The following is a 12,966-nucleotide window of genomic DNA, read 5'->3' as shown; positions in this document are numbered from 1 at the left end:
TATCCTTTTTTTAAATGGGTAAAATAATTGTGAATGTTCAACACGTCCTAATATAGTGGATTTATAAGGGTTATTCAAGGGGTTTTTACAAATAGTTGGGTAAAGTGCCATGCCACACGCCTCTAAATCTTCACCCACTTTATCACACGCTCTTCTATCTCTTCATCATCAAACTGCGTCTCGGACACACAACGACCACGCACGCCCACTTTATCCATTGCTACATCGTGCCTGTCTTGCCCTGCGATAAGGCGGTGCCAATGCGGTAAGCCCTGCCCAAGATACAGCCGTTTGTAGGCACAATGACGGGGTAACCACATCATATTTGGGAGCATGTCCACCGTCAAGCGAATGCAGTCAGGCACACTTGCTTTACGATTGGCGTAGTCCGAGCAATGCCCTGTGGCAGTGTCAAGGAGCTTACACGCCACGTCCGTATATTCAGTAAAGCGTGGGTTATCATCGTCTAGGTATTTGACCAAACAGCACACGCCACAGCCATCGCACAACGCCTCCCATTCGTCATCGGTTAAGGCGGTTAGGGGGTAATTTTGCCAAAAGTTGGGGCGTAAATCGGACACGGTATTTTCCAAAAATATTTATTGTAACAAATTTGGCGGTTTTTGGTGGCAAATTTGCCAAAAATTTTTGTTATAATCATGGCAAGGTTTTAAAAATTAATTTTTAAATTTTACAAAAAAAAAATTTGATATAGGATAATTTTATGATTTACGACATCATTGGCGACATTCACGGACATGCCGACAAATTAACAGGACTGCTTGATAAATTGGGCTATATTCATAACGGCAAAAGTTATATTGCCCCGCACGGTCATCAAGCGATTTTTATGGGCGATTTTATTGATAGGGGCAATCAGCAATTAGCCACACTCCAAATCGTTTTTGATATGATTGATAATAATAAGGCTCTTGCCGTCATGGGCAATCACGAATACAACGCCATTTGCTACGCTACCCAAAATGACAATGGCAAATATCTACGTCCGCATACCGATAATAATAACTTTCAGCACAAAGCCTTTGTTGATGAAGTAGGATTTGATAGCCCATTACATCACCATTGGATACAGCGGTTTTATGAATTGCCATTATGGATAGAATTAGATGAGCTGATTTGTATTCACGCCTGCTATGATAAATATAGCATACAGATATTAACACCCCTACTTCATAATAATAAACTAACCCCCAATGCCATACAGCTCACAGGCAAAAGAAACACCAAGCCTTATTATGCCATAGAACATTTATTAAAAGGCATAGAAAGCCCCCTGCCGACTGGCTTAACCATGACCGACAAAACAGGCATGGTTCGCACGCAGGCTCGTGTCAAATGGTGGATGGACGATTGGCAAAATAAATCCATTGACAAAACGCTATTTGCCAATGATTTACCAGAAATTTATCTTAATGATTTGTCTGATGAATTATTGGCATTTAGCGTTACAACCAAAAAACCGATATTTATTGGGCATTACTGGCTACATGATAAGCCCACCATTTTATCCGATAAAGTGGTGTGTATTGATTATTCGGCAGGCAGGGGCGGACATTTAACCGCTTATCAATTTGATACCAATAATCCGATATTAGATGATGATAATTTTGTGCAATTTGTGGAGTAAATGATTTGGGGGATTTTATTTAAAATTATCCTAATAATTTTAATGGGTTTATTTTAAAATACAGACATACAATAATGATTTATTCACCCCAAAATTTATAATTTACTTTAACAATTTTATTTAGATTAACCATACCAAATTTTTTAAAGATTAAATCTCCCCACACCCTTAGCATTCGCCCCAATATTTGCTATAATACTTTTTTCAACCATTTTTAGCCATTTAAGGATTATCATGTCAAACGCCCACGCCCCAAACCCTGCCCCCATTTCATCGCCAGACGGCACGCCCAAAGTCGGTATCATCATGGGCAGTCAGTCCGATTGGGCGACCATGTGTGAGACGGCACAGATTTTGGCGGATTTTGGCGTGCCTTTTGAATGCCAAGTCGTCTCCGCCCACCGCACGCCTGACCGTCTGTTTGACTACGCCAAAAGTGCCAAGTCTCGTGGGCTTGCCATCATCATCGCAGGGGCAGGCGGAGCGGCTCACCTGCCGGGAATGTGTGCCAGCCAGACCGATTTGCCTGTGCTTGGCGTGCCTGTCAAATCAAGTATGCTAAGCGGTTGGGATAGTCTTTTGTCCATCGTACAAATGCCCAAAGGCGTGGCGGTGGGAACGCTTGCCATCGGTACGGCAGGGGCGTACAATGCAGGGCTTTTGGCGGTGCAAATGCTTGCCATCAGCGATGAAAAATTGGGCAATGCCGTTGCCGAGTTTCGTGCCAAACAAACACAAAGTATTTTGGATAATCCTGTTCCGGGGATTATTAATTAAATTCGTCAAAGAAACCGTCAGGTGTGTATGACGCACCTTTTGGGATTTGGACTTTAATGGTGCGTGGTACGCACCTTACAAACCGCCCTTATTCTGTATTAACTCTAAAACACCAAAAACCAAATTGAGAACCCCTATGCCAAACACCCCCATCTCCATCGCCAATTTTTATAGCGTCAATCATTCCAAACACCCCGTCAAAACCATCGGTATTCTAGGCGGTGGGCAGTTAGGCTTAATGCTTGCCCAAAGTGCCTTGCCACTTGGCATTCGCTGTGTGTTCTTAGAAGACGCCCCCAACTGCCCTGCTCGTCTGCTTGGCAAGGTGTACAGCACCGAGCAGTTTGATGAATTTGCCAAAGCCTGCGACACTTATACCTTAGAATTTGAAAATACGCCCTTAGGCAGTGCCAAAGTTTTGGAGCAAACGGTCGGACTATTTCCCCCTGCCCACGCCCTATTTATCGCCCAAGACCGCTTAAACGAAAAGAATTTGTTTAATGAGTTAAAGATTAACACCGTGCCATTTTTGGCGGTGGGTACGTTTGACGAATTAGAAACGGCTTGCGATAAATTAGGCTTGCCCCTTGTCTTAAAAACCACTCGGGGCGGTTATGACGGCAAAGGACAATTTGTGATTAGAAGTGAAAATGACATCAAAACCGCTTGGGACGAATTAGGCAAGGCGTGTGAAACCGCTCCCTTAATTGCCGAAGGGTTTATCAATTTTAACCGTGAAGTGTCCATCATTGCCGTCCGCTCAAAGCAGGGCGAAATCCGCTATTATCCTTTGGTGGAAAATGTCCATCACAATGGCATCCTTGCCAAAACAGAAGCCCCTGCTCCTAATGTGGATAATTTAACCGAACAAGCCCAAAATAATATCAAAAAACTCTTGGAGCATTTAAATTATGTCGGTGTTTTGACCTTAGAATTATTTGTTACGGACAATGGGCTGATTGCCAATGAAATCGCCCCCCGAGTGCATAATTCTGGGCATTGGAGCATTGAGGGGGCGGTGTGTAGCCAATTTGAAAACCATATGCGTGCGGTGGCGGGCTTGCCACTTGGCGACACTTGTATCGTTAAGCCATCTGTTATGCTTAATATCATCGGCGAATATCCCAATATCAGCGATGTGCTTGCCCTTGACGGCGTGCATTATCACGGCTACGACAAAGAAGAGCGACACGGACGCAAAATCGCCCATATCACGGTAATGCCAAGCGATAGTGAGAAACTTACCGAGACGGTGGAGAAAGTGGTGGGGCTGCTACCAAATAAATTGGGGCTTTTGTAATGTTTGCCGACATTGACCACCTAAAATCCACCCTTGACACCCACCGCCCTCTACTGCCCCACCTTGTCAAAAGTCTGGCGGAGGATTTGGCGATACGCTGGACGTACCACAGTAACGCCATTGAGGGCAACACCCTAACCCTGCTTGAAACCAAAGTCGTGCTAGAAGGTATCACGGTGGGCGGTAAGTCATTGCGTGAGCATTTTGAGGCAATTAATCACAAAGAGGCGATTGATTATGTCTATGAGCTTTGTGATAGAAATGAGCCACTTAGCGAATGGCACATCAAAAATCTGCACGGCTTGGTACTAAAAAACATTGACCCAGACAATGCAGGGCGGTATCGGTGTGCCAATGTCATCATTACGGGGGCAAGCCACACACCGCCTGAGCATTTTTTGTTAAATGAACGAATGGGCGAGCTTGTAGCGTGGTATGAGACCAAGACAAATTTACACCCTATAGAAAAGGCGTGCCAGCTCCATACCGATTTTGTGATTATTCACCCTTTTATTGACGGCAATGGTCGCACCGCTCGCCTACTTCTTAATCTTGAACTTATCAAGCATGGCTATCCGCCTTGTATCATCACGGTGGACAAACGCCTTGTCTATTATGAGGCGATTGATGATTGGGCGACCACAGGCAACCGCCATAAATTTTTGACCCTAATTCACGACTGTATGATGGAGGGGTTTGGGGTTTATCAAAAGTTGGGGATAGTATGATTATTTATATAGACGCAGACGCCATTCCCACCATCGCCAAAGAGCTGATTATCAAGACCGCCAACCGCACAGGTGTTATGGCAACTTTTGTGGCAAACAGCTTTATCAAATTACCGCCATCACCTTATTTAAAGTCGGTGGTGGTGGCACAAGGTTTTGACATGGCGGACAACTACATCACAGACCATGCCCAAGCAGGGGATTTGGTCATTACAAGCGACATTCCCCTTGCGGGTGAGGTACTACAAAAAGGGGCAAAAGTTTTGACTTCACGGGGAGAAGAATTTACCCTGAATAACATCAAACCTAAGCTCAACGCTCGTGATTTTATGGAAACGCTTCGTGGTACAGGCGTGCTTGACCCAAAAAGCATGGGCGGACAAAAGCCGTACAGCGACAAGGACAAAATCGCTTTTGCAAATGGGCTAAATCGGCTTGTGCGTGCATTACCCTAAGCGATTTTGACGGTTTTTTAAATTATTTTCCCTTAAACTTACGCAACGCAAACACCACAAAATTCCCATGCGTTTTTGTCAAAATTTTGGCATAATATCCCCATTTACAAGCACCTTTTTACGCATTTTTACGCCAAAACCATGATTGAACAATGGAATAAAGAACTCGTCTTACAACGCCTGCTCGCCTTGACTTTGCTTGTTATTTTGATTGTACTGTGCTTTAAAGTGGTGCAATTTTTTATCGTGCCAGCGTTGTGGGCAGGGATTTTGGCGTATGTTACTTTTCCTGTTTATACTTTTTTTCATACCAAAGTCCGCCTAAGCCCCAGTTTTAGTGCGTTTTTGATGACTTTTTGTATCTCACTCATGATTGGCATTCCGCTGATTGTGGGCGTGTTTTATTTGCAACATGAAGTGGTGAGTTTTGTTGGTACGGCACTTCGCCGTCTGCAAGCAGGCTATTTGGATTTACCCAGTCAAATCAAGGACTTACCTGTCATCGGGCAGACGATTAAGGACACGCTTTGGGAGATTAACAAAAACCCCGAAGCGACCATGGAGACGGTGCGAACGTGGGTGCAGTCGCATTTGTATTATGGCAAAATGGCGTTTGATGCGGTGCTAAAAAACCTTGCCAAACTTGGCATGGCTCTGATGACCCTGTTTTTCTTTTATCGGGACGGCAAAAGTCTGATTCGCCAAATCCGCCAAGCCATGAAAAACATCATCGGCGACCGCATTGACGACTACATCGACTCGGTGGGGGCGACCACGCAGGCGGTGGTGTATGGCATTGGATTGACCGCTTTAGCTCAGGCGATTTTGGCAGGGGTGGGCTACGCTTTTGCCAACACCCCAAACCCCATTTTGCTCACACTTCTTACCTTTGTCGTGGCACTTATCCCCTTTGGCACGCCCTTTGCGTGGGGCGGTGTGACGGTGTGGCTACTCACTCAAGGGCATACAGCAGAAGGCATTGGGCTTGCCCTGTGGGGGACGCTTGTTATTAGTTGGGTGGATAATCTTATTCGTCCGATTGTGATTAGTGGGGCGACCAAAATTCCCTTTATCATCATCTTTATCGGCGTGCTTGGAGGATTGACGGCATTTGGGTTTGTAGGGCTGTTCATCGGGCCTGTGGTGTTGGCGATTGGCTTGGCGGTGTGGCGAGAGTGGATAAGTCAGCACAAAAATGAGATTTTTGCCCCCAAAGACAGTATTGTCCCTGTAGCGGACGGCAAAGCCTTACTTGCCGACACCCCAACGCCCAAGCCTGTCTTGGATACAGATAAATTGGAAAATTAGATAAATTAAACTTCCTAAAAAACCAGTTTTTCCGTTCGCCCTGAGCCTGCCTGTGGGTAGGAAAACCGTTAGGTTTCCCAAGCTCACCACGAACGGTTTTCTTTGTAGCATACTTTTTGAACCAGAACCAGTTTTAGATATATAGACTGACTATTTTTGCACATCTATGCCAAAAAGCATTTATTAACCATACCCCAAAACCAGATGTTTTTGGGGATTTTATACCCAAAAATACAGCACAAATCACACATCTGCCATCAATATGGACACAACCTGTCCATGTCATGACTTATTCTGTCTGCAACACTAGGTCAAGCCCCACCTTTGGGTCAATACCTAGTGCTTGGCAATACTGGATAAATTCCACCACATCAAGACGGCGGTCGCCATTCTCCACCCGCTGGACGAACGAATGCGGGCGGTCAAGTCGCTCGGCAAGCGTCCGCATGGGTAAGTTTTGGGCGGTGCGTGCGTCATACAGCCACGCTCGCAAGGCTATCATCTGGGTGGTGTGAATACTTCTGGTCATCACCATGAACTCATGGAAAATAATAGACCTATTTACACCATATTGACGAATTTACCCAAAATAGGTACAATATATTTATTCGCTCATTGCTCTTGGCATAAAGTGATAACGCACCACAAGGAATTTATTTGACAACTCATGAGCAACAAGCACGAACGACTGGCGGACAGATTTGCCGACATCTTTATCCGCCTAAACAGCAACGAGACGCTGAACACCAAGGCTCTGGCGGACGAATATGGCGTGTGCGACAAAACCATTCGCCGTGATTTGGCTCGCATGGAGTGCTATCTGCCGTTGGTGCGTGACCGTGGGGTCGTGTCTTTGGATAATAGCCGACGATTTGATTTAACCCACAAAGAATTTGGCGAGCTGATTAAACTCATCGGTATTCACAACCTGCTACCAAATATGGATATTGGTTTTTTAAGGGAACTCATCAAACAAAAGTCGGACAGCTCATATCATATTCATCATTATGCCTATGAAAACAGTCAAGCATTTGATGAAATGATGAAGCGGTTAGATAGTGCTATCAATAATCGCCAAATCATACACTGCCGTTATGATAATAAAGAACGTACCATTTATCCTTACAAACTAATTTTTAAAGAAGGATTTTGGTATTTGGCAGGTGTGGAGAATGACCAACTAAAAAGTTATCGGTTAAGTAAAATTGTTGATTTGATTATCAATAAAGAATACTTTGATAGCAATGATAAAATTGACACACTCATCAATAACGATGATAGCATTTGGCTAGGACAAAAAGAGATGGCCGTTCTTATCAATGTCAGCTCAAAGGTCATATCCTATTTTCAGCAAAGACAGATTTTACCCAAACAATCCATTATCGCCAAACAAGCCAATGGCGACTGGCTTATACAAAGCACGGTTTGGCATTATGATGAATTATCGCCCATTATACGGTGTTGGATACCGCATTTGACCATTATCGAGCCAAAAGAATGGCAGGATAGGTTGGAGGGTGAATTGAAGTCTTATTTAGATTAGAATTTATTTTAACCCCGCTGAATATCAGCATTTTTATAAGGAAACTAACCATGCCATTGCCACTTATTCTAGGCGGTATCGCCATTGCCACCGCAGCTACTGGTGCTAAAAAAGCCTATGACGGCTATCAAGACAAAAGTGAAGCCGATGATATCGTCAAAAACGCCAAGTCTAAATACGATCGTAAAAAGTCACAATTAGAAAAAGCGAATGAATCCACTCAATCAAAAATCAATGAATTGGGCGAGCTTTATCTAACGATTGGACAGGACTTTAAAACCTTTGAAGAATTAGCTGATGAGTTATTAAATAAGCTCAACCAACACTCGAATAAGCACTTAGAAATTAATTTACCTCAATTTAAATTAAATCAAATTAAAACACTTTCAATGAATTCGGTTGCCTATGCAGGCAAACTTGTCGGTGGTGCAGCAGGTGGTGCTGCGGCAGCTTACGCTGTCTATGGTGGCACCATGGCCTTAGCAGCTGCCTCTACAGGCACACCGATAGCCGCTCTATCAGGTGTAGCAGCTTATAACGCAACAATGGCAGCCATTGGTGGTGGTTCATTGGCAGCAGGCGGCTTAGGTATGGCTGGTGGAGCGATGATTCTAAGCGGTGTAGTAGCAGCCCCTGTCATTGCTGTAGCAGGTTGGGCGTTCGCCTCTCATGCCAAAGATGCCCTAGAAAAAGCCAAAGAAATTCGCACGCAGGTTGCTGAGTATGAAAGCAATGCCGATGCTGCCATTGCACATCTTAACGATACTCGTGCTTATGTTGTCAACATTATCCTAAACGTCAAAAATATCCATCTCCAATTTAAACATTATCTAAAAGACTTGCAACGGGCTGCACAGTTAATAAGAAAAGGTTCATTGGATACCATCAAGGAAACAGATACCATTATTCAATCAATCAATAATGGTTACGCTTTGGCGGCAATCTTGACTGATATTATCCAAACGCCAATTTTTAAATTGAAAAAAGAAAATGGCAAAATTGTATATGATGAAAATAATGTACCACAATTTGAGCAAAGTCCTCACGGCAATGTGCTAAATACCGCAGAGATGGGCGATAAACTGCAATCATCATCAAGCAATGCCAGAAAATATTAACGCTTTGCTACTCTTTAAGATGCTCTAACTTATAGGGCATCTTATCCCTTGGAGAAATCAAATGACAAACACCCAACACTTTGATTGGCGTAATGAGCTTAACAAAACCGTTACTCATAGCCTTGTAACCACTTTTGGTTTAGATTTTTTATTATTTGAAGATAAAAAAGGCGGTGATGTGGATACCATTCACAACGTCCGTCAAGGCATATGGGCAACTGATGAAGCTCGTTCTGCCTATGAAAATCGTGGCGATTACAATTCACACGCTTATCATTCGCATGAAAATTATATCAACAAAGGCAGAGAAGATAAGCAAAAATACCAATCGGGCAAATTACATGATGCCTACCGTAACACCACAATGAAACACGGCGAGAAACGTCATTTAGACCATATTATCTCCGCCAAAGAAATTCATGATGATGCAGGTAGAGTTTTGGCAGGATTGGACGGCTCAGAACTTGCCAATCAAAATAGTAACTTTCAATCCACCTATGACAAAATCAATATTGCCAAAAAACAACATTCTACCGAAAAATTTTTGAATGAAGTTTTGCCAAAAAGCATTAATAATTATGAAGCCAAAATTAAAAACTACGAGCAACAACTGGCAGAACTTCCAAAAGATGCTCACGGTCAAGATGTTTTGGATTTAAAACAGAATTTACGCCAAGCCAAGGAAGATTTGGAGGCTTTGCAAAATATTGACAAAGAAGCCATGATTGAAACTGACAAAAAAGCACGGGGTGAATACAATCATGAAATTGGTATGGCTTATTACACCAGTAGTAAATTTTTTAAAAACACCGCAAAGGCTGCTGCTAGCCAAGGCTTTCGTATGGGAGCAAGACAGGCGATAGGCTTGGCATTGGCAGAAATTTGGTTTGAATTAAAAGAAGCTCTGCCAAATCTTTTAAGGAAATGTCAAATAAATTTTAGCCTTGAAATGTTTTGGGGGGAGCTAAAAAATACCTTAAACAATATTTTTGAAAGGGTAAAATTAAGATTTAAAGATGTACTAAACACCTTTAAAGACAGCTTTATTGCTGGGGTTTTGTCTAGCATTACCAACACCATTTTAAATATTTTCTTAACCAGTACCAAATTAATGGGGAAACTTATTCGTGAATCTTGGAGTAACTTGGTGCAAGTCATCAAACTGTTGGTATTAAACCCCCAAAAGTTGGCATTTGGCGATTTGATGAGAGAGATTACCCGACTTATTTTTGCAAGCGTTTCTACCATATTGGGCGTTATGCTCCATCAGCATTTGGCGACAGTCTTAACCACACCTTTTGGCACGGAGATTGCCGCTTTTGTCAGTGCATTATTTACAGGTCTTTTGATGGTTGGCACTGCTTATTTTATTGATTATAGTCCCCTTATGAAAAAAGTGTGGGAGTTTTTAAACAGCCTTAAAAATAAGTATGATGTCTTTTTAGACCATATAAAAGAGATTAATGCTGAGCTAAATGCTTATGTTACCAATCTTGCCAAAATAGAGTTTAATCTCAACCCCCAAGAGTTAAGGGATTTGTCTAACGCTCTTAGCCATGCCAGCAATGAAATCCAAAAAGGACAAGTCTTACAAGCCGAAATAGACAGACGTGGCATAGAATTACCCTATGAAATGGGAAATAGTGCCAGCACCATGTCATGGCTACAAAGCAAAGCCAAAAAGCTCCATGGATAATCTTACGCCTTTTCCATGCACATCCTGTGGCAAATGCTGTCGCCGTGTCAATCTGAGTGAACATACTGCTTATTTAGACCGTGGCGATGGTGTTTGTCGGCATTTTAATGATGACACCAACCTATGTTTGATTTATGATGAACGCCCACTTATTTGTCAGGTAGAGAATTATTATAAAAAGCATTTAGCCGAACACATCGCTTGGGACGATTTTGTTCGGCTAAACCTGCAAATCTGCGAAAAGCTGTGATTAGACGACAAGCCCCCCACACGCCATTTCCACCGCCTTGACAATCGCCAACGCCTTTTTGTTAGTTTCGTCCCACTCTGCCACAGGGTCGGAGTCCGCCACCACGCCTGCCCCTGCTTGGATATGGACTTGTCCGTCTTTTAGCACGGCGGTGCGAATGGCAATGGCGGTATCCATGTTGCCCGACCAGCCCAGATAGCCCACCGCTCCGCCAAACACGCTACGGCGAACAGGCTCAACCTCATCGATGATTTGCATGGCTCGGATTTTGGGAGCTCCTGACAGCGTGCCTGCTGGGAAAGTCGCACAGAACACGTCCAGAGCGTCCTTATCAGCCGACACCACGCCTTCTACATTGCTTGCGATGTGCATGACTTGCGAGTAGCGTTCAATAAACATCTTATCAGTTACCTTGACCGTGCCAATGTCGCACACCTTGCCGATGTCATTACGCCCTAAGTCAATGAGCATCAGATGTTCAGCGATTTCTTTTTGGTCGGAGAGTAGCTCAGCTTCTAGTGCCAAATCTTCTGCCATGTCCACGCCACGACGGCGAGTCCCTGCCAATGGTCGCACGGTAACTTTACGCTCATCGCCCACCGTCTCAATGCGAGAGAGAATCTCGGGCGACGCCCCCACGATGTGAAACGGCTCGTCATTGGCAAGCTCGCCTTGAATGAGAAACAGATACGGAGACGGATTTAGGTATCTCAACGCCCGATACACCGCGAGCGGGTCGCCACTGTACTCACCTGACAGACGTTGAGCAGGGACAACTTGCATGACGTCCCCCGCCTTGATGTATTCCTTAATGCGGTTTACGTCCGTGCAGAATTTGTTTTGCCCTGTTTGCGAGACAAAATGCGGTAGGGGCTGTTTTTTGACGGTCAAATCAGGCTTGTGCGACAGCAAATTCTCAATAATATCAAGCTGTTTGACCGCCTTTTTGTAGCCGTCTTTGGCTTGTACGTCCGCATAAACCACGATAGATAGGGTATGTTCTAGGTTGTCAAATACCACGACAGACGATGATAGGGTAAGCCACATATCAGGCAGAGCCAAAGGATTAGGCGAGTTTGACACGCCAACAGTCGGCTCAATCACTCGTATCATGTCATAGCCAAAATAGCCCACGAGTCCGCCACTAAATGCAGGCAAATCGGGCATGACATCTTGGCTTGGGGTTTTGTACTCCGCCATAAAGGTGCGGATAAAATCAAAGGGGTCGGTGTCGTGCGTGGTCGTCTCGTCCTTGCGAGCATCCTTCACCACCACTTTGCCGTCATGATACTGAATAGTAATGTCCGAACCCAGTCCAATCATGGAATATCTTGCCCAGCGTTCGCCCCCCACCACCGACTCAAACAGATAAGCGGACGCAAAAAATTTACGCAAATTGGCAAACACCGACACAGGGGTGGCATCGTCCATTAAGCGTTTTTTGATAAGTGGAATGTGGGTATAGCCTTGCTCGGCAAGAGCGTGAAAGTCGGATAAAGATAGCATGACAAGTCCTAAAAAATTTTTATTATTATAACCCAAAATGCGTGGCAAAAGACAATAAAAAACCGCCTAAGCTCTCACTTGGCGGTCATCATCAAATCAGCCCACTTACCACTGCCGACTGATACAGGCGTTTGGCACGGCTGCCCGTCCCACAAAACACCATGACAGGCTTGGGCAAATCAGACAACAGATGAGCAAATGCCGTCACCGTCTCCAAGTGCAAACTCTCGCCATCCACGGGCAGATGACGATAGGATAAGCCAACCTGCTCGGCACTTTGGCACAGCTCGGCAGTCTTGGGCTGACCTGCCATCTCATCATCAAAACGCAAATTTATCAAACTCTTAAAACCCAGCTCGGACAAGGCTTGGCATTGACAAGGGTAGATTTGTTTATACAATGTGATGTTTGTGTGCATGTGATTCCCCATACTTGGTGATTTATAATAGGACTTATCTTACCCAAAAACAGACGGACGTTCAACGCCAATTTGGCATAAGTTTATGAAAAAATTTTAAAATTTGGGGGATTTTTAAAAATTTTGGAATAAGGGGTGTAAAATTGATTAAAATTTAATCAGACTATTTTTCAATTTTTCAATTTTTCAATTTTTCAATTTTTCAATTTTTCAATTTTT

The 12,966-nt window shown here is 43.9% G+C and carries 14 protein-coding genes; 10 read left to right on the top strand and 4 right to left on the bottom strand.

Features of this window, described 5'->3' with window-relative positions; genetic code table 11:
- Positions 1-122 precede the first annotated feature (122 nt).
- The gene (locus K941_RS0113945; RefSeq protein ID WP_036388643.1) at positions 123-581 is read right to left on the bottom strand and encodes a YcgN family cysteine cluster protein; all 459 of its coding nucleotides are present in this window, start codon (positions 579-581) and stop codon (positions 123-125) included.
- Positions 582-724: 143 nt separating this feature from the next.
- Here K941_RS0113945 and K941_RS0113940 point away from each other — a divergent pair, with 143 nt between their 5' ends.
- The 6 genes from K941_RS0113940 to K941_RS0113910 all read left to right on the top strand — a co-directional run bounded on the left by K941_RS0113940 (position 725) and on the right by K941_RS0113910 (position 6,216).
- A complete protein-coding gene (locus K941_RS0113940) occupies positions 725-1,648 on the top strand; it encodes a metallophosphoesterase (RefSeq protein ID WP_029104061.1) in 924 nt (307 codons plus the stop codon).
- Between the two features lie 234 nt (positions 1,649-1,882).
- The gene (gene purE, locus K941_RS0113930; RefSeq protein WP_051226114.1) at positions 1,883-2,425 is read left to right on the top strand and encodes a 5-(carboxyamino)imidazole ribonucleotide mutase; all 543 of its coding nucleotides are present in this window, start codon (positions 1,883-1,885) and stop codon (positions 2,423-2,425) included.
- 136 nt (positions 2,426-2,561) lie between these two features.
- Entirely contained in the window at positions 2,562-3,725 is a 1,164-nt protein-coding gene (locus K941_RS0113925) for a 5-(carboxyamino)imidazole ribonucleotide synthase (RefSeq protein ID WP_084137794.1), read from the top strand.
- Positions 3,725-4,453, top strand: a complete 729-nt coding sequence (locus tag K941_RS0113920; RefSeq protein WP_029104058.1) for a Fic family protein — start codon at positions 3,725-3,727, stop codon at positions 4,451-4,453. Before K941_RS0113925 ends, K941_RS0113920 begins: the two co-directional genes overlap by 1 nt.
- Complete coding sequence (locus tag K941_RS0113915; RefSeq protein ID WP_029104057.1) at positions 4,450-4,908, top strand: YaiI/YqxD family protein; 459 nt, start codon at positions 4,450-4,452, stop codon at positions 4,906-4,908. Before K941_RS0113920 ends, K941_RS0113915 begins: the two co-directional genes overlap by 4 nt.
- A 141-nt stretch (positions 4,909-5,049) precedes the next feature.
- Positions 5,050-6,216, top strand: coding sequence for an AI-2E family transporter (locus K941_RS0113910; protein WP_029104056.1), 1,167 nt, complete (start codon positions 5,050-5,052; stop codon positions 6,214-6,216).
- Between the two features lie 289 nt (positions 6,217-6,505).
- Here K941_RS0113910 and K941_RS0113905 read toward each other — a convergent pair whose 3' ends face one another.
- The gene (locus K941_RS0113905) at positions 6,506-6,745 is read right to left on the bottom strand and encodes a helix-turn-helix domain-containing protein (protein ID WP_029104055.1); all 240 of its coding nucleotides are present in this window, start codon (positions 6,743-6,745) and stop codon (positions 6,506-6,508) included.
- Between the two features lie 138 nt (positions 6,746-6,883).
- Between K941_RS0113905 and K941_RS0113900 the strand changes: the two genes are divergently transcribed.
- The 4 genes from K941_RS0113900 to K941_RS0113885 all read left to right on the top strand — a co-directional run bounded on the left by K941_RS0113900 (position 6,884) and on the right by K941_RS0113885 (position 10,823).
- On the top strand, positions 6,884-7,759 hold the full coding sequence (locus tag K941_RS0113900; RefSeq protein ID WP_029104054.1) for a helix-turn-helix transcriptional regulator: 876 nt from the start codon (positions 6,884-6,886) through the stop codon (positions 7,757-7,759).
- Positions 7,760-7,809: 50 nt separating this feature from the next.
- Positions 7,810-8,877: a hypothetical protein gene (locus K941_RS0113895; protein WP_029104053.1), complete on the top strand. Its 1,068-nt coding sequence runs from the start codon at positions 7,810-7,812 to the stop codon at positions 8,875-8,877.
- Between the two features lie 61 nt (positions 8,878-8,938).
- Positions 8,939-10,573 carry a phage tail family protein gene (locus K941_RS0113890; RefSeq protein WP_029104052.1) on the top strand — a complete coding sequence of 545 codons (1,635 nt, stop codon included), beginning with the start codon at positions 8,939-8,941 and terminating at the stop codon, positions 10,571-10,573.
- Positions 10,566-10,823, top strand: coding sequence for a YkgJ family cysteine cluster protein (locus K941_RS0113885; protein ID WP_029104051.1), 258 nt, complete (start codon positions 10,566-10,568; stop codon positions 10,821-10,823). The genes K941_RS0113890 and K941_RS0113885 overlap by 8 nt, the downstream gene beginning before the upstream one ends.
- On the opposite strand, the gene K941_RS0113880 is transcribed toward K941_RS0113885, so the two are convergent.
- Together K941_RS0113880 and K941_RS0113875 are read right to left on the bottom strand one after the other, a co-directional pair.
- Positions 10,824-12,329 carry an anthranilate synthase component I family protein gene (locus tag K941_RS0113880; protein WP_029104050.1) on the bottom strand — a complete coding sequence of 502 codons (1,506 nt, stop codon included), beginning with the start codon at positions 12,327-12,329 and terminating at the stop codon, positions 10,824-10,826.
- 91 nt (positions 12,330-12,420) lie between these two features.
- Entirely contained in the window at positions 12,421-12,747 is a 327-nt protein-coding gene (locus tag K941_RS0113875) for a protein tyrosine phosphatase family protein (protein WP_029104049.1), read from the bottom strand.
- Between the last annotated feature and the right edge of the window lie 219 nt (positions 12,748-12,966).

This window comes from Moraxella caprae DSM 19149 (assembly GCF_000426885.1).
GTDB classification, from domain to species: domain Bacteria; phylum Pseudomonadota; class Gammaproteobacteria; order Pseudomonadales; family Moraxellaceae; genus Moraxella; species Moraxella caprae.
The sequence above is the reverse complement of the archived record's forward strand: the minus strand, read 5'-3'. Positions and strand labels throughout refer to the sequence as shown.